The sequence below is a fragment of the Bacillus sp. FSL R9-9492 genome (genome assembly GCF_038007365.1).
Classification (GTDB): domain Bacteria; phylum Bacillota; class Bacilli; order Bacillales; family Bacillaceae_G; genus Bacillus_A; species Bacillus_A mycoides.
This window is the reverse complement of record NZ_JBBOXC010000001.1, coordinates 856831-881101: the sequence shown is the minus strand read 5'-3', so window position 1 is coordinate 881101 and position 24271 is coordinate 856831. Positions and strand designations below refer to the sequence as shown.

At 35.9% G+C, this 24271-nt stretch carries 27 protein-coding genes; 10 read left to right on the top strand and 17 right to left on the bottom strand.

The genetic code is table 11. The features are described 5' to 3' along the window. Positions 1 to 27: 27 nt before the first annotated feature. From MKY70_RS04405 to MKY70_RS04385, 5 genes are all read right to left on the bottom strand, one after another. Positions 28 to 1392, bottom strand: coding sequence for a PTS transporter subunit EIIC (locus tag MKY70_RS04405; protein WP_002029962.1), 1365 nt, complete (start codon positions 1390 to 1392; stop codon positions 28 to 30). A gap of 23 nt (positions 1393 to 1415) precedes the next feature. Then, positions 1416 to 2300 carry an N-acetylmuramic acid 6-phosphate etherase gene (gene murQ, locus MKY70_RS04400; RefSeq protein ID WP_341023393.1) on the bottom strand — a complete coding sequence of 295 codons (885 nt, stop codon included), beginning with the start codon at positions 2298 to 2300 and terminating at the stop codon, positions 1416 to 1418. A gap of 155 nt (positions 2301 to 2455) precedes the next feature. Then, on the bottom strand, positions 2456 to 3319 hold the full coding sequence (locus tag MKY70_RS04395) for a MurR/RpiR family transcriptional regulator (protein WP_002029960.1): 864 nt from the start codon (positions 3317 to 3319) through the stop codon (positions 2456 to 2458). A 17-nt stretch (positions 3320 to 3336) separates the two neighbouring features. Continuing rightward, positions 3337 to 3666 carry a hypothetical protein gene (locus tag MKY70_RS04390; protein ID WP_000704964.1) on the bottom strand — a complete coding sequence of 110 codons (330 nt, stop codon included), beginning with the start codon at positions 3664 to 3666 and terminating at the stop codon, positions 3337 to 3339. A 124-nt stretch (positions 3667 to 3790) separates the two neighbouring features. After that, positions 3791 to 4918, bottom strand: a complete 1128-nt coding sequence (locus MKY70_RS04385) for a cation:proton antiporter (RefSeq protein ID WP_002010790.1) — start codon at positions 4916 to 4918, stop codon at positions 3791 to 3793. Between the two features lie 363 nt (positions 4919 to 5281). Between MKY70_RS04385 and MKY70_RS04380 the strand changes: the two genes are divergently transcribed. Then, positions 5282 to 6685 (top strand): amino acid permease, encoded by a 1404-nt coding sequence (locus tag MKY70_RS04380; RefSeq protein ID WP_341023391.1) that lies wholly within the window; start codon positions 5282 to 5284, stop codon positions 6683 to 6685. A 34-nt stretch (positions 6686 to 6719) separates the two neighbouring features. On the opposite strand, the gene MKY70_RS04375 is transcribed toward MKY70_RS04380, so the two are convergent. After that, positions 6720 to 6848 carry a hypothetical protein gene (locus tag MKY70_RS04375; RefSeq protein WP_341074464.1) on the bottom strand — a complete coding sequence of 43 codons (129 nt, stop codon included), beginning with the start codon at positions 6846 to 6848 and terminating at the stop codon, positions 6720 to 6722. Further along, positions 6818 to 7021 (bottom strand): hypothetical protein, encoded by a 204-nt coding sequence (locus MKY70_RS04370; protein ID WP_000391506.1) that lies wholly within the window; start codon positions 7019 to 7021, stop codon positions 6818 to 6820. The genes MKY70_RS04375 and MKY70_RS04370 overlap by 31 nt, the downstream gene beginning before the upstream one ends. A 142-nt stretch (positions 7022 to 7163) precedes the next feature. On the opposite strand from MKY70_RS04370, the gene MKY70_RS04365 reads away from it, so the two are divergent. Beyond that, positions 7164 to 8359, top strand: a protein-coding gene (locus MKY70_RS04365) for an IS3 family transposase (RefSeq protein WP_340780769.1) whose coding sequence is annotated in 2 segments (ribosomal slippage) — positions 7164 to 7470 and positions 7470 to 8359 — 1197 coding nt in all. Because the reading frame shifts where the segments join, the coding sequence is not laid out codon by codon here. A 63-nt stretch (positions 8360 to 8422) separates the two neighbouring features. Here the strand turns inward: MKY70_RS04365 and MKY70_RS04360 are convergent. Continuing rightward, positions 8423 to 10885 carry an FN3 and LamG domain-containing metallophosphoesterase family protein gene (locus MKY70_RS04360; protein ID WP_341074463.1) on the bottom strand — a complete coding sequence of 821 codons (2463 nt, stop codon included), beginning with the start codon at positions 10883 to 10885 and terminating at the stop codon, positions 8423 to 8425. Positions 10886 to 11238: 353 nt separating this feature from the next. Here MKY70_RS04360 and MKY70_RS04355 point away from each other — a divergent pair, with 353 nt between their 5' ends. Continuing rightward, positions 11239 to 11664: an S-Ena type endospore appendage gene (locus tag MKY70_RS04355; RefSeq protein ID WP_341023388.1), complete on the top strand. Its 426-nt coding sequence runs from the start codon at positions 11239 to 11241 to the stop codon at positions 11662 to 11664. Positions 11665 to 11724: 60 nt separating this feature from the next. Here MKY70_RS04355 and MKY70_RS04350 read toward each other — a convergent pair whose 3' ends face one another. The 6 genes from MKY70_RS04350 to MKY70_RS04325 form a co-directional block, all read right to left on the bottom strand. After that, positions 11725 to 12069, bottom strand: a complete 345-nt coding sequence (locus MKY70_RS04350; protein WP_000525803.1) for a DUF3992 domain-containing protein — start codon at positions 12067 to 12069, stop codon at positions 11725 to 11727. Between the two features lie 20 nt (positions 12070 to 12089). Further along, the gene (locus tag MKY70_RS04345; RefSeq protein ID WP_131247345.1) at positions 12090 to 12458 is read right to left on the bottom strand and encodes a DUF3992 domain-containing protein; all 369 of its coding nucleotides are present in this window, start codon (positions 12456 to 12458) and stop codon (positions 12090 to 12092) included. Positions 12459 to 12568: 110 nt separating this feature from the next. Beyond that, positions 12569 to 13174 carry a DedA family protein gene (locus tag MKY70_RS04340; protein ID WP_131247342.1) on the bottom strand — a complete coding sequence of 202 codons (606 nt, stop codon included), beginning with the start codon at positions 13172 to 13174 and terminating at the stop codon, positions 12569 to 12571. 11 nt (positions 13175 to 13185) lie between these two features. Beyond that, positions 13186 to 13467, bottom strand: coding sequence for a YkvA family protein (locus MKY70_RS04335; protein WP_000733844.1), 282 nt, complete (start codon positions 13465 to 13467; stop codon positions 13186 to 13188). Between the two features lie 312 nt (positions 13468 to 13779). Continuing rightward, positions 13780 to 14559 carry a DUF2935 domain-containing protein gene (locus tag MKY70_RS04330; protein ID WP_043331297.1) on the bottom strand — a complete coding sequence of 260 codons (780 nt, stop codon included), beginning with the start codon at positions 14557 to 14559 and terminating at the stop codon, positions 13780 to 13782. Positions 14560 to 14579: 20 nt separating this feature from the next. Further along, positions 14580 to 14945, bottom strand: a complete 366-nt coding sequence (locus tag MKY70_RS04325; RefSeq protein ID WP_341023381.1) for a VOC family protein — start codon at positions 14943 to 14945, stop codon at positions 14580 to 14582. A gap of 109 nt (positions 14946 to 15054) precedes the next feature. Between MKY70_RS04325 and MKY70_RS04320 the strand changes: the two genes are divergently transcribed. The 4 genes from MKY70_RS04320 to brnQ2 all read left to right on the top strand — a co-directional run bounded on the left by MKY70_RS04320 (position 15055) and on the right by brnQ2 (position 17661). Beyond that, entirely contained in the window at positions 15055 to 15270 is a 216-nt protein-coding gene (locus MKY70_RS04320; RefSeq protein ID WP_002140483.1) for a spore coat associated protein CotJA, read from the top strand. An 8-nt stretch (positions 15271 to 15278) separates the two neighbouring features. Beyond that, the gene (locus MKY70_RS04315) at positions 15279 to 15542 is read left to right on the top strand and encodes a spore coat protein CotJB (RefSeq protein ID WP_002140482.1); all 264 of its coding nucleotides are present in this window, start codon (positions 15279 to 15281) and stop codon (positions 15540 to 15542) included. A gap of 12 nt (positions 15543 to 15554) precedes the next feature. Continuing rightward, positions 15555 to 16124 (top strand): spore coat protein CotJC, encoded by a 570-nt coding sequence (gene cotJC / locus MKY70_RS04310; RefSeq protein WP_002140479.1) that lies wholly within the window; start codon positions 15555 to 15557, stop codon positions 16122 to 16124. A 220-nt stretch (positions 16125 to 16344) separates the two neighbouring features. Continuing rightward, positions 16345 to 17661, top strand: coding sequence for a branched-chain amino acid transport system II carrier protein BrnQ2 (brnQ2, locus tag MKY70_RS04305; RefSeq protein WP_060750014.1), 1317 nt, complete (start codon positions 16345 to 16347; stop codon positions 17659 to 17661). A gap of 42 nt (positions 17662 to 17703) precedes the next feature. Here the strand turns inward: brnQ2 and MKY70_RS04300 are convergent, their stop codons facing one another. From MKY70_RS04300 to MKY70_RS04290, 3 genes are all read right to left on the bottom strand, one after another. Beyond that, the gene (locus MKY70_RS04300; RefSeq protein ID WP_341023375.1) at positions 17704 to 18708 is read right to left on the bottom strand and encodes an ABC transporter permease; all 1005 of its coding nucleotides are present in this window, start codon (positions 18706 to 18708) and stop codon (positions 17704 to 17706) included. Between the two features lies 1 nt (position 18709). After that, positions 18710 to 19576 carry an ABC transporter permease subunit gene (locus MKY70_RS04295; protein ID WP_341074462.1) on the bottom strand — a complete coding sequence of 289 codons (867 nt, stop codon included), beginning with the start codon at positions 19574 to 19576 and terminating at the stop codon, positions 18710 to 18712. Positions 19577 to 19664: 88 nt separating this feature from the next. Beyond that, positions 19665 to 20399: a YwaF family protein gene (locus MKY70_RS04290; RefSeq protein WP_341023372.1), complete on the bottom strand. Its 735-nt coding sequence runs from the start codon at positions 20397 to 20399 to the stop codon at positions 19665 to 19667. Positions 20400 to 20610: 211 nt separating this feature from the next. Between MKY70_RS04290 and MKY70_RS04285 the strand changes: the two genes are divergently transcribed. From MKY70_RS04285 to MKY70_RS04275, 3 genes are read left to right on the top strand one after another with little or no spacing between them, the layout of a single operon-like run. Next, positions 20611 to 21714: an efflux RND transporter periplasmic adaptor subunit gene (locus tag MKY70_RS04285; RefSeq protein ID WP_341023369.1), complete on the top strand. Its 1104-nt coding sequence runs from the start codon at positions 20611 to 20613 to the stop codon at positions 21712 to 21714. Continuing rightward, positions 21711 to 22385 carry an ABC transporter ATP-binding protein gene (locus MKY70_RS04280; RefSeq protein WP_002188403.1) on the top strand — a complete coding sequence of 225 codons (675 nt, stop codon included), beginning with the start codon at positions 21711 to 21713 and terminating at the stop codon, positions 22383 to 22385. The genes MKY70_RS04285 and MKY70_RS04280 overlap by 4 nt, the downstream gene beginning before the upstream one ends. Before the next feature lie 26 nt (positions 22386 to 22411). Then, on the top strand, positions 22412 to 23563 hold the full coding sequence (locus tag MKY70_RS04275; RefSeq protein WP_002029935.1) for an ABC transporter permease: 1152 nt from the start codon (positions 22412 to 22414) through the stop codon (positions 23561 to 23563). Positions 23564 to 24271 lie beyond the last annotated feature (708 nt).

Here is a 24271-nt window from a genome sequence, read left to right as displayed (position 1 = left end):
TAAAAAAAGAGAAAGGAATCCCTTTCTCTATATGTTTTCTGCCATTTCTTCTTTAAAGCCGAAGAAGTACGTAAAGATGAATCCGAACGTATATGCCACTACTAATCCAAGGAAATATAATAAATATTTATTATCAGCAATTAACGGAATTAATGATAATCCTGATACACCTATTCCGAGTGAAGCCGTTTTCATAACAGCTTGGAATGCTCCACCGACAGCCGCTCCTAAACAAGCAGTAATAAACGGTTTCCCAAGTGGCAATGTAACCCCGTATAATAGCGGTTCGCCAATTCCTAAAAATCCTACTGGTAATCCACCTTTAATCACATTACGAAGGCGTTTATTTTTTGTTTTCACATAAATCGCAATTGCTGCTCCTACTTGCCCAGCGCCAGCCATTGCGAGTACTGGTAATAAAGGCGTTACGTGCGTTTGATTAATAAATTCCATATGAATCGGTGTTAAACCGTGATGTAATCCGACCATTACGAGAGGTAAAAATGTTCCGGCAAGCACAGCTCCAGCAAATGCTCCGCCAACATTTAAAATTGCATTAATACCGCTTGTAATACCATCAGATAAGAATCCTGCTACTGGCTGAATCGCTAACATCGTTACTATACTTACAGCTAATACAGTAATGAGTGGTGTTACGATAATATCAACTGCATTTGGCACAGCTTTTCGCACTCGTCTCTCAACTACAACCATAAGCCATGCTGCAAAAATAACTGCAAATAATCCGCCCCGTCCGGGTACGAGCGCTTCACCAAATAATTTTACATTCGCCATCGCTGGGTTGAAAATTAAAATACCTGCAATTGCCCCAAGAACTGGTGTCCCGCCAAATTCTTTCGCTGTATTCCAACCGACTAAAATTCCTAAGAATGTAAAGATACCGCCGCCAATAAGTAGTAGCATTTGTAGCCACGTTGCATTCGGATCAGCACCTGCGTTTTTCGCAAAGTTAGCAACCCCATTTATAATTCCTGACGCAACAAGCCCCGGAATTAGCGGAATGAAAATACTTCCTATTTTTCTTAAAAAGTTTTTCACTGGTGTATTATTTTTCTTCTTAATCTCTGACTTCATCTCTTGCCCAAGATCTTCAAGGTGGTGATCTGCCACCTCACCAATTCGCAGTCCCGTTAAACCTTCCATCTCAGCTGCTACTTTATTTACTGTCCCTGGTCCAACAACAACTTGAAGCGTTTCATCTTCAATCACTCCCATAACACCTTCAACCTTTTTTAAAAGGTCCATATTCACTTTACTTTCATCATGAAGCGTTAATCGTAACCTCGTCATACAATGAGCAATGCCACGAATATTTTTTACTCCCCCAAGCTGCTCTGAAATTTCTTTGGCCATTCTCTCTTCTTTCTTCATAATAGAATCCCCCTCCCCAAAGTTTAAAGTGCTTTCTTCACAAATCCTTTCGCACCTTTTAATTTTTCTAGTGCTTCCCCATATTCACACTGTAGTAATATCATAACGATTGCAGCTTTCACATTTCGATCTGCTTTCTCATAACACTCTGTAGCTACTTCATAACTAGCGCCTGTCGCTTCAACAATAATTCGTTTTGAGCGTTCTACCAATTTTTCATTTGTAGATTGAACATCTACCATTAAGTTTTTATATACTTTCCCTACACCAATCATAGACGCTGTAGAAATCATATTGAGTACTAACTTTTGCGCTGTGCCAGCCTTCAACCGTGTTGAGCCTGTTAATATTTCTGCGCCTGTTTCCACTTCCACATTTAGTTTTGCATATTTACTTATTTCAGCATTTTTATTACAGGAAATACTAGCTGTACTTGCTCCCACGCTACTTGCATATTTCAATCCGCCAATTACATAGGGTGTTCTACCACTTGCTGCAATTCCAATAACCGTATCTTTCTCGTTTAATCCAATACTTTTTAAATCTTCTTTTGCTAACTCTTCACGATCTTCGGCACCTTCCACCGCCTTAGTAAACGCTTTCAATCCACCTGCTATAAGTCCTTGAACCATTTTATCATCTGTTCCAAATGTCGGGGGACATTCTACTGCGTCTAAAATGCCTAAACGGCCACTCGTACCAGCCCCAATATAAATTAAACGGCCTTCTTCTTCAAAAGACTTAGTAACAATTTGTACAACCTTTTCAATTTCTTCTATTTCATTTTCAACTGCTAACGCAACAGTTCGATCTTCTTCATTCATACTTTGTAACACTTCTTTTATACTCATCTCATCTAAATTCATCGTCTTCTCATTGCGATGTTCTGTAGATAAATTTTCTAACATATTGTCACCCTCTTTGAAATTATATTTCACACTTTTATTATAACTTCAAGAAACTAAAAATCAATAACTCTTTCTTATTTTATGAAATAAAATTTCACAACATGACATATTTGTGTCAAAGATAATAAAAAAGATGAGTCTCCCCATCTTTTCTTCTACTTCAATTTCCGTAACCGTAATGCTTCTTCTCTCGTCTCCATAAATTGATCTAATACTTTATTACCAATTCGATTGAAAGTAATCACATATAAAGCATCAATCATATTCAGTTGCGTCATTCTCGAAGCAATACTCGCAATGCGATGGTCTTGCTCTACATCTGGCATACAAAGGCGAATGTCTGCCGCTTTATATAACGGAGATGATTGGTCTAGCTTCGTTATCGCAATAACTGTAGCCCCTCGCTTCTTCGCATATTGCGCCATTTCAAGTACATCTTTCGTACGACCAGAAGTTGAAATCGCAACAAATATATCTCCCTCTTTTAAATTCGTGACGAGTGGCAACATCATATGAAAATCAGATAGCATCATTGCAGTAAATCCAAGCCTTGTAAATTTATAAGCCCCGTCCATCGCCGGAGTAGCTGAACCACCTACTCCGTAAAATATAATTTTATCCGCATTTACAATACGATCTGCAGCTTTCTCAAGTTCCTTTTTATCTATCGCAGTAACGCTCGCCTCAATTGCAGCTTTATTCACATATGTAACTTTATTAAACAAGTCGTACGGTCCATCTTCCGTATTCATCACTGAAAAATCATTAATATTATAATCAGCAATCGTTAATTCACGAACGAGCGCTATCTTAAATGCTTTAAAGCTTCCGATTCCAATCGATTTACAAAAGCGAACAACACTCGCCTCACTTGCACCTGCATTCGTTGACACTTCTTTCGTCGTTAAATTCGGAACAATCTCTGCATTCTCCATTATGTACATGGCAACCTTCTTTTCAGCTGGTGAAAATTGATCCATATTACTTTCAATTTTAAATAGTAGTGTTGAAGCTTTCACTATTTAACCTCCACTTCTTACGGTTGCGTATATTCTCTAATATCATTTGTATCATATAGATAAAAACCATCATTGCCAGGTGGATGGTGAACAATTACAGTTCGATCCCCTTTTTTATATGACGTTATTTCACCTTCAGATCGCTGTTTTTCCCATCCATGTATCCAAATTGCAAAGTCAGGTACAAAAGCAGTGTACTTATAGTCTTTCGGATTTTCGTCTTCTACATAGGAAGAAAAAATAGAAACTGGAAAATTTTTTACTTTTGACTCTTTCCATGCAGTAAATGGTATACATAGTGCAATAAGTATGATTACACCTATAACTTTCCCCTTTGTAATCTTCACACTTCCCTCTCCTTGTCATATCACATACATAGATTTTATCATAATTACAATCCATTCATGCTACATGACCACTGCATTTTGCAATAAAAAAAGAGCTTACCTACATCAGATAAGCCCTTCCTCTCTATACAAAATACTTCTTCAAAAGCGGCGGCGTAATAATTGTCGTCAATATAACAACAATGACAATCGCTGTGAAATTTTCTTTCGCTAACAAATTCGCCGCAAGTCCATTTGCTGCAATGATAAGCGCTACTTCCCCGCGCGACACCATTCCCGCACCAATACTAATAGAAGATTGTAAGTTAAACCCTGTTAATCTTGCTCCTAAACCTGATCCGATTAACTTTGTGAAAATTGCGATGAGCGTCATAATGATAATGAACCAAAGTTGGCTTCCGATACCTTGAAATGTAATTTCCATTCCAATACTTACGAAGAAAACCGGTACGAATATCGCGTAAGCAATCGGTTCAATTTTATGTTCCACTTCATGCTTATACTCTGTTTGCGAAATCGCAATTCCTGCTGCAAATGCCCCAATAATACCTGCGATTCCCATCATTTCACTGTAATACGAAAAAGAGAAACAAATAATAAGTGCAGCACTAATTAACGCTTCTGTTACGCGAAGTGGTACGAGCATTTTCATAATCCACGGAACAACTTTCCAAGCGATGAAAACAATACTTACAAAAAAGATGATTTTCTTTGCAATGACTAGCGTTACATTTACATCTTGTGTGCCTAAAAAACTCATGACAAACGCTAATAAAATAACGACAATTACATCATCAAATACAGCTGCACCTAAAATCGTCGTACTTTCTCTCGTATTCATTTTCCCTAAATCTCTTAGCGTTTGAACAGAAATACTAACCGATGTGGCACAAAGTAATAACCCTAAAAAGATCGCATGCGACTGTAACATTCCAAAAGCAAGCCCTGCTAAATACCCACCAAGGAATGGGAAAATAATTCCTCCCATCGCTACTGCGAATGCAGATTTTAAATTACGATTTAACTCTTCTAAATCAGTTTCGAGTCCTGCCATAAACATAAGTAGCAAAACACCGATTTCGCTAAGCTCATCAATAAGTTCTGAACTATTAATAATACCTAGCACAGCAGGACCGATAATAATACCAACGATTAATTTACCAAGTACAGAGGGCTGGCCGAGTCTTACGCTAATATCACCAGCTAATTTCGTACAAAGTAAAATGACGACAAGTTCAAAATAAAATAACATAACATCTTCTCCTACTTTATAAAGTGAAACTTTAATCAGTGGGGAATTTCCCCATCCTCACTGATTATTAGTTAAACCAATCGGGCATTTACGGGCAGTTAATGCGGGATAAAGTGAAACTTTAATGAGTGTTTTTGTCACTCTGTTAACCCTCGTCCATTCCTGCAAGTAGTTTCCCCTATTCATTCGAATATTATTTGTCACATTTTTATTTGACAAAATATTCTGAATTATAATAAAATTAATCCAGAAATTTCAAAAAACTACATACCATAACTGTACCTTTATTCACTTACGTACTCTTTTCCAATGGATTCACACTATTCGCAGTTATGGAGATGAAAAACGGGAGGAGAGTCCAAAGTGAAGTCATTATTACGAAAAAAAGCGCTTAGTACTGAATCACCACGACAGCTAGATAGAACATTAACGGCACTCGATTTAACATTTTTAGGAATCGGCGCCGTAATTGGGACAGGGATTTTTGTATTAACAGGTATCGTAGCGGCAAAACATTCTGGCCCTGGTATTATGTTATCATTCCTTATTGCTGCATTTACTTGTGCTTGTGTAGCCTTTTGTTATGCTGAATTCGCGTCTTCTATACCAGTCTCAGGCAGTGTTTACACTTATGCATACATGACTGTCGGAGAAGTTGTCGCCTTTATCGTTGGTTGGTGTTTAATGCTCGAATATTTACTTGCCGTCGCCGCAGTAGCTGTCGGTTGGTCTGGTTATTTACAATCTTTACTACAAGGATTTAACATCCATCTGCCCGCCATAATAGCCTCGGCCCCTGGTACAGGAAAAGGTGGTCTCATTGATTTACCAGCTGTTTGTATTTTACTTCTCATTACTGGGCTTTTAAGTTTTGGTATACGCGAAAGCGCACGCATTAATAATATTATGGTCCTTATAAAATTAGCAGTTATTATCGCCTTTATCGTAGCAGGTGCAAAATATGTAAAGCCTGAAAATTGGACACCGTTCATTCCATTCGGGTACGACGGTATTATTACCGGAGCTGCCACTGTCTTCTTCGCCTTTTTAGGTTTTGATGCAATCGCAACCGCGGCAGAAGAAACGAAAAAACCGCAGCGTGATTTACCAATTGGTATTATCGGTTCCCTTCTTATTTGTACAGTTTTATACATGATCGTATCTTTCGTTTTAACAGGCATGGTTCCTTATACGCAATTAGACGTTTCTGATCCAGTTGCATTTGCACTACATTTCGTTGGTGAAGATACTATTGCGGGGCTACTTGCAGTTGGTGCGATGACAGGAATGACAACCGTTCTTTTAGTCGTTATGTATGGACAAGTTCGTGTTTCTTATGCAATGAGCCGAGACGGCTTACTCCCAAAAGCTTTATCACGCGTAAATAAAAAAGTAAAAATCCCTTTATTAAACACATGGATTACTGGAGTATTTGCAGCTTTATTAGCAGGACTTTTAGACCTACATTTACTAGCGAATTTAGTAAACATCGGTACGTTAACAGCCTTCACATTCGTTTGCTTTGCTGTACTTATTTTACGGAAAACTCATCCTGATTTAAAACGAGGCTTCCGCACACCACTCGTACCTGTACTACCGGTTGTCGCTATTCTTTGTTGTTTATATTTAATGACTAATTTGTCCAAAACGACATGGATCAGCTTTTCATTTTGGCTTATAGTCGGTTTATGCGTATACTTCTTCTACTCTAGAAAACATAGTCATCTAGCTAATGAAAAAACAAATGATGAGACGAAAGAAGCATAACAAAATAGCTCGCCGGTAAAACGGCGAGCTATTTTCATGTTCTATTATGTTTTTTCGTTAACGTTTGTAAAATGATAAATATACCGATGCAAGTGAGTACATAACCTGCAACTTTTGCATACTTATCTCCCCTTACTTCGTCTCTTTCTTTTTCTTTCTCCACGCGTTTACACTATCAAAGAAAAAGTTAATAAATAGCGTTCCTAATCCCGCTAATAAAAATGTCATTAAAAATAGAATCCATATACTTTTATCTTTTAATAAATAATATCCTACAAGGAGCACAACGGCGATCCATACATATTCAAGAATTCTTTTTAGCTTTTTCTCTTCCAAATTATTCGCTCCCTTTTTCTATACTACTTTTAGTATAACAAAAAAAAAGCCTATCATGTGATATTATCCCCTTTAGGTAGACAGTGTGAAAAAGACCATGTAAACACATGGATGTTACACTATTACTTGGAGGGGATTTTTCATGGCAAAAAAAGGCACAACATTTCATACATACTCAGAAGAAGTAAAGTTATCAGCTGTTCAAAGTTATTTAAACGGAGAAGGAAGCTACGATATGATAACGGAGAAATATCAGATTAAAAGCTCTACACAACTTAAAAATTGGGTGAAAAAATATAAAGAATGTGGTGAAATTACAGATACTCGTGGGAAAAATAGTGGAATGAAAGGTATACCAAATCCTTTAAAAGGAAAACGCGTTCATTTTAACACCGTTGAAGAGGAACGTGACTACTATAAGGCTCAGGTTGAATATTTAAAAAAGCAGTATCCAAATCTGTAAATGGGGGCGTACTAAAATATAAAGAAAGATATCATATCATTGAATCACTAAAGAGAAAATATCCCGTTATATGGCTTACTAATTTTGCGAATGTACATCGCTCAAGTTACTATAAGTGGATTCATACAAAAAGTATGAAAAACATGCGACTAGAATCCGATAAACAATTAAAAAAGGTAATTCAATCTATTCACGTAAAGCACAAAGAATATGGTTATCCACGTATGAAAATCGCCTTACAAGAGGAGGGTTATTTTATAAATCACAAAAAGGTATATCGCTTAATGAGCGAGCTTAACATTCAGTCTATTATTCGGAAGAAGCGTCGCTTCTTTAAAGGGAATTACTCCAATACTTTTCCAAATGTTTTAAACCGTGAATTCAAAGATCGCCAACAAAATGAAGCGCTTGTTACAGACATTACCTACCTACGATTTCAAGAGGGATTCCGCTATCTTTCTGTCGTACAAGATATTTATAATAACGAAGTTGTTTCTTGGAAAATTTCCAAGCGTAATGATAATGAACTTGTATTAGATACAATTGAAATGTTGGCACAAAAAAGAGATGTGCGTGGAACCATTCTCCATTCAGATCAGGGATTCCAGTACACATCTCATGCCTACAACAAACGACTTTTAGATTTAGGTATCATTGGCAGCCACTCTCGCAAAGGAAACTGCCATGATAATGCCTGTATCGAGTCATTTTTCTCCCATTTTAAATCGGAGATGTTGTATTTGAATCATTTTAAAACAGAAGAAGATTTAATACAAGCAATTGAAGAATATATTTACTTTTATAACTATAAACGGTTCCAAAAACGACTCAACCATCGAGCTCCGATAGAATATCGAATCTCGATGGCTGCTTAGTCTTTTTAATACTGTCTACTTGACAGGGATAAGACCACATGATAAGCTTCTTTTTCTTATACCTTATTTGTTGATGCTTTTTTCAACCAGTGAAATAGCGTACTCTAACGTACGATTCATCGTTTCTACCTGTGCATCTTTTACTTTCACATCTTTTAATACAGCTTCTGCAACTGTAATTTTTTGACTCAATGATCTCACTGAACCGTCCGTTACATTTGCAGCTTGTGCTTTTTTCACTACTGCTTTTGCAGATTCAATATTCACTTGTAATTTTTCTTTCGGTGTTTTTGGCTGTTCTTCTGCTACCTTTGATTGGACAAATGTTTGGTTTGCTGTTTTTAATTCATTATACGTTTGAACAATTTGTTCTCCTGTACTCGCTATATTCTCAAACACTTTCTTTGCATTGTCATAGCTTCTTTGTAATTCGTTAAAAGCTGCTTGTGAATACTGACCTGGCTTTTCACCAAATTCATAAGTACCTGCCAATACTTCTTTCACTTTTCCGATTTCTTCATATAACGTATTTACTTGCTCTAATTTTGTACGAGTAGAAAACTCGTTATATGCCGCTACTACTTCTGAAGAACTTAATGCTTTACTATATAATTTTGCTAATGCAATTTGTCCATTTAACGGAATACCGCCATTTCCGTTGCTATCAGGATCTGCACCAAGTGCGAATGGTACGTTCGGGTGATATACTTTCCCTTGAGCCGGCTGACTATTTACTTTTTTACCATCTACATAAATTGCTACTTCACTGCCGTTATATGTTCCTGTTAAATGATACGTTTTGTTCGCTTCTAATTGAACACCCACACGTTTATAGCTTCCACCAATATGAGCCCATAATTCTACATAGCCACTTCCTGTAGACTCAAAACCAATTCCACCGCTCTCTGTATTTTGCAAAATACCTTGTCCACGAATTTCATTCATTGAAAATACAGTTTCTAACGTAAATGAATTTGCTACTTTTTCTTTTTGTGCTGCTGAAAATGGAAGGTATCCAAATGTATTTGCTTTTCCGTTTAACTTCATAACATTCTTTTTCAATGCTTTATCATATTCAATAGTCACATTGCCCTTAACATCACCTTTTGTACCAAATGATGAACTGTCTTTAAATGTACCATCTGCAAAGTTTACATCAAAAACATCTGCCTTTGGTACTTTCACATTCGGGTCAATATTATCTTTTTTCGTAGTAATTTCTGCCGTTAATGGTTGTACACTTTCATTGCCGAATGAATCAATCGCAACAACTTCAAGTGTATATGTTTTCCCGCCATCTAGTCCTGCAAGTGTAAATGTCAGTTCTTTCGGCACTGGATCTCGATAAAACTCTGAGAATGCTAATAGCTTATTTTTAATCTCACCTGTTTGTTTATCCTTTGCTTGCAAGCGATAAGAATGAACAAGAAGGTTGTCCAATGCTTGCGGGAATGTTACTGTTGCCGCATTTTCCGTTACATTTGATACAGCAAGCTTTGCATCCTTCGCAAAGTATGGCTTTTCTTTATCACGATCTTCTACATGCGTAAATGTTTCTTTCTTTGATGGCAACTGAATTTTCCATGGCTCGCCTGTCCAAGAATTTGTATGGAAATCACGGCGATTAATTGTTACCTCTTTGTCATCTACCTCTACCAATAAACCTTGGCTTAATGTACTAGCTCCTGGCGGGATATTCCCTTGTACTTTACCGCCTTCAACTTCCATATAGCTTACAGAAGATGTACCAACTGATGTAAAGTCTTTTTGATGAATCGATCTTGGATCATCTAATGGATAATGTGAATGACCTGAAAACGTAATGACTTGTGGATACTCTTTTAATACTGCATTAATTTTTGCACTATCTTTCGTTCCCCATTCTTGGCTACCGTATACTGTATCTTTTATATGTTGATGTAAAAATACGAAAATTGGTTTTTCCGGATCATCCTTTTGTGCTTTTGCCATTTCTTCTTTTAACCAATTGATTTGCTTGTCCGAATAATAGCCATGCGTTGTTCCATCCTCTGGTGACATAACAAGGAAGTGATACCCTTTTACCACATTATGATAATAAATAGATTTCATTCCTGTTTTTTCTAAGAAACGCTTCTGTGCTCCCTCTACAGATAAATTGTTCCAATAATCATGATTACCGAGAGAATTCATTCGTACTGCATCTTTATTTGCATTTTCATTATATACTTGCATGAAACGATCATATTGCTTTACTGAACCCGAATCAGTAAAATCACCTACAATGACAAACGCATCTTGCTTTGGTGCAAGCGTATTAAATTGCTCAATCGCTCTTTTCCAGCGGAACGTATCATCTGTTCCACTATCTTTAATATGCACATCACTTACAACTGGGAAAACGATTTTCTTCTCACTTGGTGCCTTTTCTTGCTTTTTCTCTTCCGCTTTAACCGACGTACTCCACGGTAATGATACAAATGCCAATACAAACACCATTAATAATCCAATAAGACCTTTTACTTTTCGTAAAGCAGTTCTTTCCACGTGAATCCTCCTCATAATAATTGATTCATTACAAGGGCTATTTTATCTTAAACATATTAATATCGTTTAAATAACAAATGAATTTTATTAGATTTTTGTAAATATACAGTTAATTAGGTGTTAAGTCCAACATTACTCGTACTATTGTATACAACCACCTTTTGTCTAAAAGAGTCTGATCATTCTTTTCCCATGTCTATTCACATATAATCTTTTCTATAACATTAATGATAAGTTAAGCTGTAAGCCTATTAGACAATCTTAATTTTAAAAATTTTCTTCTTTTCTTAACACATCGGCCATGCTTCTACATTTAATAGTAGTAAAAGACAACTTAAAAAGGAGGGGTTGTATTGAAGAACAAAAAAAATATTGGCTGTTTCGCTCCTTTATCTATCATTTGTCCAGACCCTTGTCCACCGCCCCCTCCTCCAAATCCAAGTTGTGAGCGAGTAACAAATGAATTTGCAGGGAATTTCCTCATAACTAACAACACCACTCCCTCTACCAAAGATGCACTACAATCAATGATACTGTGGCAAAGTGATGGGATACTGCTTATATCAGGTACTGTCTCGGTTTACAATAGTACTAGCAGCACTGAAGCAATTACAATTCAAATCATTGGAGCAGTAACCAATATTTTCACTGTGTTTCCTGGCAATACAATATCTTACACAGGTAAAGATTTAAAATCCGTTAGTATTATTAATATACAAAATAATCCTTCACTATATTTAGAAGGCAAGTACTGTTGCCAATTTACATGTTGCTTATAGAATACCAATTTTATTACTTCCTCAATTTAAAAAAAGCATACCATTTACGGTATGCTTTTTTTATGAAATTGGATAACGTACTGTAATACAAAACTCGCCTTGATTAACAGTTGTTCCTGTCGTAGTAATTCGGACAGTAGTAAAATATCGTACAGTGAAAGTACCACTACTTTGTGGTTGTACAGTAATTGTATCAACTACTGTAGCACCGACTAAAAAATCAACTGTAATGGGATTCGCGCCTACATCATATTTCACATAACCTGAACCATATACTTCTTGTGTAATATTATTCGTATATACAATTTGAGTACCAGCACCTGTAATAGACCAGTCTGTACATACTTGATCTTGCACAAGTGTTTTATTAGAACAACAAGACAAACCGGAACTTCTCATTCCCATTTCGATCCTCTCCTATTCTACTATGAAAGTGGATAACGTGTTGTAATACAAAATTCTCCCTGATACGTTCCACCAGGTGTTGCAGGTAACACAACTTGTATACTAGCAAAGCGGCGATACGTAAAAGCGATACTCGTTCCTGGGTTTAATGTTTGTGTATCAATTGTAGCCCCAGCAGAATCAAGCACTTCTACAGTAATTGGACCTGGACCAACATCATATTTAACAAAACCAGTACCAACTACATTTTGGTTAATATTATTTGTATAAAGAACATTATCAATTGCTGTTGCAACTACAGTAGCAGACCACGGACTACACACTTTATCTTGCACATAATTTTTATCTGGACAGCAAGTTAATGCTGACCCTGAGCACTCACAAGACATAGTTGTTTCCCCTCTCTCTTTTATATTCCCTATATGTGTATGTCCCTCAGAGTCTTTTGCCTGTACTATTCATCTATTTTCAAAAAATATGCAAATTCCATTACCAATGACTAGATAGATTCCGATCTGTTTCGTTTTTTCATAAATTTATAGATTAAAATACCACCTACAATAATAAGAACGACGGCTAATATCGGTAGCATATATTGTCCAACAACACCCGCTGCTTTTTCCCAATGCGGACCTAATTTCATTCCAAAATAAATATACAAAGTCGTTAACGGGAACATTGCTACAAATGTATATATGCTAAATTTCCATATGTTCATTTTCGCCATACCACATGGAACGGAAATAAGCGTTCGAACTCCCGGGATGAAGCGTCCTAAAAATGCTACAACCGGCCCATATTTCTCAAAGAAATCATCTGCTTTTTGAATTTGTTCTTCTTTAATAAAGAAGTATTTCCCGTATTTTATTAATAGAGGACGACCACCGTAATAACCTAGTGCGTATAACGTTAATGGTCCTGTCGTTCCCCCTAGTGTTCCAGCTAATACAGCTAGCCAAAAATTCATATCCCCCTCGTATACCCAATACCCAACAAGAGGTAAAACTACCTCTGCTGGAATAAATTCAAAAGTTAAAGCTAACACAACTCCAAAATAAGAAAACTGCTTTAAATACTCAATTATATCTAAAATAATTTGCTCCATACTTTTAGCCCCTATCCTACATTTACATTATGCTTTTCTTGCAATTGTACTGGCGCCATCTTTACAATTCGGTTCAAAATGAATAAAACAATTCCAATATCATCTAAAATACCGATAAACGGTAAGAAGTCTGGAATTAAATCGAGCGGCATCGCTACATAACCAACTAAAAAAGCAATAGATAAGATTTTCTTCTTTATGGAAACCTCTTTTGAAGTAAAAAAGTCAAATAGAAATGGAACAAAACGGCGGACATGAAATACAACTCTTAATCTACTAATAAGTTTTTTCATTTTCTAGCTCCTCTCTTTGTATACAAAAAGGACCCTACCAAATATGGTAAGGGTCCTAAAAAGACAATAAGGGGCCTTTACCATTGCTGGTAAAGGTCTCACTAACAACGAAACGTTGCCAATAAAGCCGAGGGTTTCTCCCTGTAATGACGACTTTACTGTAATAAGTTACTCCCCTTTAGATACACAATTTTATACAATCACATTAAGATATTTGGAGGGGCTTGTCAATATTTTTTTCATAATGAAACCTGTTCACATACTTCTATCACTGTTACAATTTGTCTGCTTAATCTTCCCTACAATCTATTTTTAAAGCGGATTACATTTAGGTATCTCTAACCCTGAGGATTGTGCTAACTTCAATAAATAGTAACACTCCTCCCTCGCCATATGATCCGCCATCCTGGCTGATAATGAACTTAATATTTGCTCAGACAACTCTAATTCTTCTACTTCTCGAAGGAAATGCGAGAATAACTTTAGCTCTAGTGAAACGTCTTTTGTAAACTTCTTCAAAGCTGGAAAATGTTTCAGTTCTGACCGTAAATAACCTGTCATTTCAACTGCTTTTAAATAAAATTGTTCAAAATGTTTAGCAAACAAATCACTTTTCTCCTTCAATCTTTTTTCCACAACATCTAATCCGCCTGAAATAGAACCAGCATGCCCTGCTGCATCCGTTAACCACGCGAGATGATAGTGTAGTTCATGAAAAACGGGCGGGACTTCTCCCCTCCCTAAGTATTCTAATACTGTTATATATTCCTCCACTTCATTTACCATATGATTAATAAAAGTCGGAGTAAAATGAATCACAATTTTACCTTCCAATTGCTTTTGTATAATATTTAATTTAAATGCTCGAATCTCCTCTGCAGCTTGTTCTGCATCTTTTGAAAATGCAATAAAATTTACAGTATGAATTTCATTTAAAAAGTTCGTGAATTTTTCTACAAAATAGGTGGCTTTCTGTATATCTTCTTTCTCCTGTGGAGCTAAAGCATCTAGTAAAAACTGAGCATGATCCCCAAGAACTTTGAGCCAAAATTTATGTTCAAACAGTGCGCTTTCTTCATACATTCTATCCACACTATCCCCCCTATTGTTACTCATGCCTCTGATGAAATTTGAAGCTTATAGCAATCTGGATCATAAAGAGTAATTACCACCCCATCCGCATGCTGTTCTTCCGCAAAAGATATTTTGTAAAACTGTAATTTTCTCTTTACTTTTTCCATATCAGAAATTGAAAAGGTTATTAATTCACACGAAGAATTAGCAACCTTCTCTCGCTCTCGTAAATTCCGATTTACCACAAAACAAATTCTCGTTAAACCAACGTCATACCAAACACCTGTTACATGTAGTTGAGGTCTCTCCTTGCTTGGTTTAAAGCCTAAAATCCCTTCATAAAAATACAATGTTTCCTTTAAATTTTTTGATTCTAATACGATGCATGTTGTAATGCCTTCCATCCTCAACTCCCCCTGTCTCTATTAGTTTTTTATATGAGTCATAAATGACAATTATGTACGAATACAATACATAGTAATGGATATTTCATTTATAAAGGAGGCGTGTAACATGGATAAATTCATGAAATCCTTCATACCTTATCATGGTCCAAACGATCCTTGTCCTCCAATTGGAAAGAAATATTACTCAACTCCCCCGCACTTATATATGGGTTTTCAACCAACTAATTTACCCCAATTCACACCAAAAGAAGCTTTAAGAAAAGGGACTTTATGGCCTGCCTTTTATGATTATTATGAAAATCCTTACAAAAAAGGACGGTGAATAAAGACGTGACACAAACATTGCCTGATGAATATTACAAATGGATTGAAGAACTTCAAGAATTAGACTTTGTATTAGTTGAACTTACTCTCTATTTAGATACGCATCCCGACGATACTGCAGCTATAAATCAATTCAACGATTTTTCTTATAAACGAAGAGTATTAAAACAAAAAATTGAAGAAAAATACGGACCACTTCAGCAGTTTGGAAATAGTTATTCTAACGCTCCCTGGGAATGGAGCAAAGGACCGTGGCCATGGCAAATATGAAGGAGAGAAACTATGTGGATTTATGAAAAAAAATTACAGTATCCTGTTAAGGTGAGTACTTGTAATCCAGCACTCGCAAGATTATTAGTTGAACAGTACGGTGGTGCGGACGGCGAACTAGCTGCTGCTCTGCGCTACTTAAATCAGCGTTATACTATTCCTGATAAAGTCGTTGGCTTACTAACCGATATTGGTACAGAAGAGTTCGCACATTTAGAAATGATTGCTACAATGATTTATAAATTAACAAAAGATGCAACACCTGAACAAATGAAAGCTGCCGGATTAGACGCGCATTATGCGAATCATGATAGCGCCTTGTTTTACCATAATGCAGGTGGTGTTCCTTTTACTGCCACTTACATTCAAGCGAAAGGAGATCCTATCGCAGATTTATACGAGGATATTGCAGCTGAAGAAAAAGCACGAGCGACTTATCAATGGCTAATTGATTTATCAGACGATCCCGATATAAATGATAGCTTACGCTTTTTACGCGAACGAGAAATTGTCCATTCTCAACGTTTCCGAGAGGCTGTAGAAATTTTAAAAGAAGAACGTGATAGGCAAATTTATTTTTAATACACATATCCTAGCGATATGTGTTTTTTTACGTTAAAAGTGAAATTCTTCCTGCATTAACATATAAATAGTATATTTATTCAATTTTACGCATTATTTTAAAATATTTTTAAAATTCCCTCTTGCTTTCTAGTCATCAGACCTTTAAAATAATAACAGTTAATCGACAAATTATTTGAATTTTCGACAAAAAAACGCTCATTAGGAGGCTTTTCTTTATATGCGTACAACTTTAAAACCAGCGCAAATACTTTCGATTAGTTTATTACTATTCGCAGTTTTCTTCGGTGCTGGTAATATGATTTTCCCGCCTCTTCTCGGTCTTTCTTCCGGAGAAAATATGTGGGTTTCCATTACAGGATTTATTATTACAGATGTCGGTTTATCTTTACTAGCTATCGTCGCTGTTGCCCTTGCTGGTGGTAGTTTTAATACTTTAGCGAGCCGTGTTCACCCAAAATTCGCAGCAGTATTCGCTATCATTATTTATCTTTCCATCGGCCCACTATTTGTTATTCCACGAACTGGAACTGTATCTTATGAAATTGGGATTGCACCACTTTTCCCAGATCAATGGTACTCTATGTTAGTTTTTAGTGCGATTTTCTTTATAGTCGTCTACTTCTTATCGTTAAATCCATCCAAATTAGTAGATCATATCGGAAAAATATTAACGCCAATTTTGCTTGGAATTATTGCAATTATGGCAACAAAGGCGATTCTTTCACCAGTATCGTTCGCAGAACCTGTTGGTGACTATAAAGAAATCCCATTTTTCAAAGGATTTCTCGAAGGCTTTTTAACATTAGATGCAATCGGAGCTCTCGTATTATCAACAATTGTTGTAAATGCAATTCGCCAAAACGGTATACAAGATAAGAAATCCATTGCGAAATATACAATTATTTGCGGAAGCATTGCGGCTCTTTTCTTAACAATTGTTTACTTCTTACTAGGTTATATCGGCGCTTCAAACGGAAACTTAGGACAATTTGAAAATGGCGGTCAACTATTAGCAACTGTTATGTATCAATTCTTTGGGACAAGCGGTAACATTTTATTAAGCATAGCGATTATAGCTGCTTGTTTAACGACTGCAATCGGTGTTGTAAGTGCATTCGCCAACTATTTCACAACAGTATTAACAAATGTTTCATATAAGAAGCTTGTACTATACGTTTGTATTTTTAGCTTCGTTATTTCAAACTTAGGATTAAGTTTATTAATCAAAATTACATTACCCGTATTAATTATTTTATACCCAATTACAATCATTTTAATTTTCGTATCATTTATCGATAAATATACGAAACGTAAACCTTCTGTCTATATCGGAGCGATGATCGCGGCATTCCTTATTAGCTGTATTCATGCACTTGATAATGTGGGAATGATTCCAAGTTTTATCGCTAATATCGTACACACAATTCCTTTTTATAACTTAGGAATCGGCTGGATCGTTCCAGCAATAATCGGTGGTATAATCGGATACTTTATTCCGCAAACAGAAGCTGAAGGTGAAGTTTCTACAAAATAAAAAAAGAAGCAAGCATTGATTATGCTTGCTTCTTCTTTATTTTCACATCGTATGTTTAAACGTAAACAACTCTTCTTTTGACTGCACAGCAGATTGTTCTTCTTCTACAACTTCCTTCTTCCTCTCTCCCCCTAATCGAACTTTCATCATCGCCTCTTCTATACTTTTTACAATCATATTTCCCGAAAAGATAGTAAGTCCAAAAAATGTAATTGGAACGAGAGGAATCCATGGATGCACTGTTAATGATCTAAAATAGACTCCTATTAAACCTGACCATTCATGTGTGTAAGAGTCTATTTCTTCTACCGGCCCTAAAAACTTAACAGTTCCTCCAAAAAACACTTCCAGTAACCCTAAGTGCAGTAGAATAGTAAGAGTCTGCGTAAACTGTTGAAGAAATACGAGTATAAACGTCATATAGAGATGTGGAAAAAGATGTTTTATAACAATATGTCTTCTCGATCCACCTAATATGCGCGCGGCATCAATAAATTCTTCCGTTTGTAATTTACGAACTTCCTTCGCAACATACAGTGCAATAACTGGCATCACAAGCATTACGAGTAATACCACTTGAAATGAAGCTCTTTCAAAAAAAGTTGTTGTCTCCTCTCCACTTCCAAATGTATTTGCAAAGTGAAGAAAAAAATACGCAATCATAACTGTTGGAATAACTGTGAAACTATCAAAAAAAGCCTCAATCTTTGAAAAGCCTCTTTTTACATACGTTCCGATTACAACACCGAAAAAAACACCTATTACCATTCTAAGTGCCGCAATTAAAATAGATATACCAATCGTCCATTTCGCCCCTTCAATGACTAAATGTAAAAGGTCGTATCCTTTCCGGTCTGTCCCAAGTAAAAATTGTAATGAAGGTGAAAACGGTGGTACTTCTGGATTTTCATCCGCATCATATTGCAACGTAACTTGTCTAATATGTCCATCATTCCATATCGTATTTCCGATGCTCAAAAGAACTAATATGAGAAGAAACCCAATGCTTATCCAAAATCTTTTATCGCGTTTTATATACGTCCACATATTATATTCTCTCCTTCATCGCAGCTGGAATGAGGTAATGAAACAATTTAAACAAAATAAAAATCGGAATATAAATAAGTAGCACACTAACGATGAAAACCTCCACCCTAATACCCTCGTACGATTTTAAAAACATGAAAATACCACCCGTATTAAAAATCCATTCTATAATATATAAATTAGATAACATAAAAAAGATATTTGTTTTCGCAAAGAAAAGTGTACTAAGCAACACATTTCGTAAAACATGACGATTTAAAATATGAATACGATTTAGCCCTTTCGCCTTAGCAAATAGTACATAATCTTTTTCTAGTTCATTTTCAAAACGAAGCACCAACATTTTTACGAACAGAATCGTAGTCGGTATACTCAAACAAAATATCGGTAATCCTCTAATCGACTCGCCTCCAATTGACGCAATTTGAAAAGGTAAAAAACCTGTTTGTTTAAAAAACCATACAACTAAAATTTGCGATACTAAAATAAGAAGAATGTCTGGAATAGATTCTAGAAAGATGAGAAATGATTTAATACGATGTTGTATACGCGGTGAACTACTCATAATTACATAAACAATACAAAATGCTACAAATAATGAAATGAAAAAAGCAGCCAAAAAAATAACAATCGTTTCTTTATAATGGACGAACAACTGCGGAAATAAAAATTCACCTCTCACATATTGCAAATTGGAAATATCCATTAAGTTCACAAACACTTCTTTTAAACTCTGTATGTACTTTGATGCATGCAGCTCAAATCCATAAAATAATTTCGGCAGTGCTCCTATACAAATAATGCCCAAAATCGAAATAATAAATTGAATTGTCACTTCCATCCCATTCAGAAAAACTTTTTTGACCACGTTTTCCCTTCTCTCTATATATAATTTACCCTCTAATTTTATTCTTAATTTTCTGAATTGTAAATATTTATAAAGAAAAATCACTAGGTTATGACCCTAGTGATTCTTTATGCGCATGCCCTTCTCTTTTCGCAAACGGTATATACAAAATGAAACACCCAATAAGCGCTGCGATTTCTAATGAAATAATATAGTAAGGATGCGGCCCTAACATATCGAGTAATGAAGCAGTTTCTGGCTTATGAGCTAAAAACATATAATTGCCACCCGTTTTATAATTAACAAATGAAACGATTGGAATTACTATGTTTAAAAATATCATCGTACGCTTAATCGATTGCAAGGTAGGTCTATATCCTTCCACCCACGTCATAAAGAGCGGTGCCCAAATGAGTAATACATGTGCAATGAAGAATTCTATAAAGCGAAAATGCGGAAAAGCGTATTGCACGTTCGGCGTTAAAATGGCTTGCGATGCACCGATAATTCCTGTAAAAAACACAATCTCATATATTCGATAGCTTTTCGTTACAATCATAATCGATGCTAACAATAAACTAATCGTACATAACTCAAATGGTAATGAAGTGCCTAGCTCAAAAATACCGGCTTTCCATTCCCACATATGAAGTCCAATCTCACTTCCTATAAATAGAAATGCAATCGCATATCGAACCGTTATATTCCACTCACTTTGACGCAATAAATCTTGGTATTGATACAGAAAAAATATCCCCACCAACATAATAAATAATATAATGACATGTTGCCTCGAGTACGGAATAAATGGTTTTAATGGATGCGCACTAAAATAAGCTTCCATCTTCCTTCCTCCTCTCCTTCATACAATATTATTATTAGAAAGAAACAACGAGTCAATTCATTTGCTTAAACTAGGACAACCTCCACCTTACATTTACATATTTATACCTTACAAAACTGTAAGGTTATTGTAAGCTAAAACGATTTGTCAGATTCTTCATCTCTTCTATACTTAATGTAGATACTAAAACGAACGAAAAGGTGATAAATAGATGAAGAAGAAAAATAAAGTGTTAATTACTAGTATAGTAGCGATCGGAATTGCAGCTGGATCATATTTTGCTTTAGCTGGCGGTAGTTCAGAAGTAGCAATGGCATATAGCGGTTATAAAATTACGGAAAAACAAATTGAAAATGCACAAAAATTTGGCGGCGAAGTTATTCCAAATGGTATTGAAACAATTTCATTCGATCCAACAAAAGGTACGTATGAATTAGCTGTTAAAAAAGGTGATGAAGTGAAAAAAGGTCAGCTTCTATTTAAATATAATGACCCTACTGCTAAACAAGGTGTAACAGAAGCAGAAATGCAAAAGAAAATTGCACAAAAAGAAGTGACATTATATCAAAAACAAATTGATGCAGCGAAACAAAAATTACAAAAAGATAAAAATGCAGGTCTTCCTCAGGAAGCATTAAAGGCATCGGAAGTCGAAGTGCAACAATTAGAATCACAACTTGAAATGAAAAAGTTTGAAGTAGAAAAAGCTGATGAAATGATTAAAGCAGCAAAAGAGAAAGTAAACACACTTTCTGTAACGAGTCCAACCGACGGTGTAATTGATGATATCGTAAAAACTGCTGATGAAAAAACAGGTATGAGTGGCATTACACTTCGTCACGCTGGTCAATTTAAAGTAAAAGGTCAACTTTCTGAATATGAACTTGCTAGTATGAAAGTTGGGCAAGAAGTAACTGTTTCATCAAAAACTGTCGCTGGTAAGACTTGGACAGGAAAAGTAACAGAAATCGGTTCTACACCATTAAAGAGCATGGACGAAAATAAAACTGTTTCTAATTATCAATTCACTGTCACATTAGATAATAGTGAAGAATTACAAAACGGCTTCCACGTTTACGTAACAAGTAAATCTGGCGAAGCAACTGGTACGATTGTTCCGAAAAGCAGCATTGTGAAAAAAGGTGACAAAAATGTTGTCTTCGTTGTAAAAGACGGTAAAGCGAAAGAACAAGCAGTTACTGTTGAATTCGAGACAGATAGCGAAGCAAAAGTTTCTGGAGTGAAAAAAGGAGAGGAAATTATCTCTAAACCTGAAAAAGACTTAAAAGACGGTATGGAGGTTGTCACTCAATGATTAACTTAAAAGGCATCACGAAATCTTTCCAAAATGGTGCAGAGTCCGTTCAAATATTACACGGAATTGATGTAAAACTAAACCAAGGAGAATTCACTTCTATTATGGGACCATCTGGTTCTGGTAAATCAACATTAATGAACATTATCGGTTGCTTAGATAAACCAACGACAGGTGCGTACGAACTAGCTGGTCAAAACATTTCAAACATGTCTGAAACAGAACTTGCACATGTTCGTAATAAAGAGATCGGATTCATATTCCAAAACTTTATGTTATTACCGAGACTTACAGCACTTCAAAATGTAGAACTACCTCTTATTTACGCTGGAGTCGATAAAAAAGAAAGACGTGAGCGCTCATTAGCAGCTTTAACAAAAGTCAGTTTAGCTGATCGTGCTACTCACTTACCAAATGAATTGTCAGGTGGACAAAAGCAGCGTGTCGCAGTCGCACGTGCAATCGTAAATAACCCGAAATTTCTCTTAGCAGATGAACCGACGGGTGCACTTGATACGAAAACAAGTACACAAATTATGGATCTCTTTTACGAATTAAACAAACAAGGCTCAACAATCATTATGATTACCCACGATCGTGAAATTGGGGAAGCGGCAGCACGTCAAATTGTAATTCGTGACGGAAATATCGTCCAAGATTGGAGAGGTTAATTTTGAACACGAGTGAAAATATACGCATGGCCCTTTCCTCTATCTTTGCTCATAAAATGCGTTCTATATTAACAATGCTAGGTATTATTATCGGTATTAGCGCCATTATTACTATCATTTCAATGGGTGATGGTACAAATGCAAAGTTTAAAAAAGAGTTAGGCCAAGGAAAAGATACTGAAGTAACGATTTACTACAACAACCCTGATTATGGAACTGATAGTGCCAAAATCACACCTGATATGCTAAAACGTCTTCAAACTGTACCAGGCGTTAAAGATGTTTATCCAGATGTAAGTATGAAAGTAAAAGCATCTTCTGGTTCAAAAGATGTCTCTCTTGATTTAAAAGGTGGAACAGGCGCCTTTATGACAGATTCGAAAATAAAATTAGTTCACGGTCGTGAATTAAACGACAGCGAATTAAACCAAGCAATTCCTGCTGTTATATTAAATGAAGAAGCTTTCAACAAATTATTTAGTGGTTGGGAATCAAATCTATACACAGATGTAAAAGGAAAGCCGTATAAAATAGTCGGTGTATACGAAACGAAAAACGAATTTGGAATGGCTATGCCTGAAGGTTATACATCTCTTGAAAACGCGCCTGTCATTTCAGGAGTAAATGAGTATGACTCTGTAAAATTAACAATGACCTCTCCAACAGAACGTAAAAGTGTAGAAAAACAAGCTGTTTCTGTTTTAAACGACATGAAAGCTCCTAAATTCGAGCACAAATTCGAAGCACAGGACTTAGGTGAATTTACGAAGCAATTAGACGAATCCATCGGTATGATGAAAATGGTATTCGGTGGCATTGCCGCTATCTCCTTACTTGTTGGTGGTATCGGTGTAATGAACATCATGCTTGTATCTGTAACAGAACGTACACGTGAGATCGGTATTCGTAAAGCACTTGGTGCAACGCGCGGTAAAGTATTAACACAATTCTTAATTGAATCTTGTATTTTAACAGGTCTCGGTGGTTTCATCGGATTCATGCTTGGTATTTTCTTCGCTTGGATCGTCTCAATCTTTGCCGGATGGCCACTCGTTATCTCAAAAGAACTTGGACTTCTTTCAGTAGGTATCTCAATGCTAATCGGTATTGCATTCGGTTTACTACCAGCAAACAAAGCTGCTAAACTTGATCCAATTGAATGTTTACGATATGAGTAAATAAAAAACGTAGGAGTTTACACTCCTACGTTTTTTATTTTGTTGAAGGCAAATGTAATTTCATCGACGTTTTGACAAAAATAAGAACCTCTAACTTCTATTATATAAAGTGAAACTATAATCAGTGGGGGTTTTGTTCATCCCCCACTGATTATTAGCCTTCACCAATCGGGCTTTTACGGGCAGTTAATCTCCAACCTAACTTCTTTGCTTCAGCCGAATTTTGAGGTGAGGGTTTTACTGCCCACAAATAGCGGGATAATTCTACTGCAACTCACGAACCAATTCATAACGATATCATCCCTTTAATTCATGTTTCTTCTATTATATATGTTTCATGTTGCGATTATCTTTTTATCATTTAAACTTTCATTTCTCACGAAAGCTATCAAGCAATCCTATTATTGCAAAAATAATATGTAAAAGAACAAATTCAAGGCGTAATTTTTTCCATTCTACAACTTATTTTGTAACAATTATATCTCTATTTCATTAAAATCACCCCTATATATACGACTTCACACACAAGAAGATTATATTTTCATAACTACATTACGATTCAAATAGTTAAATACCCCTTTTTTGTAACGTTACAGAAACATTCGAGTAACACTACTGATACATTATTAATCTATTAGTAATTAAAAAAGTATTGATTTTATGAATCGTATGTTCTAATCCCCTAAAAAACGCAAAGAAAACGCTATC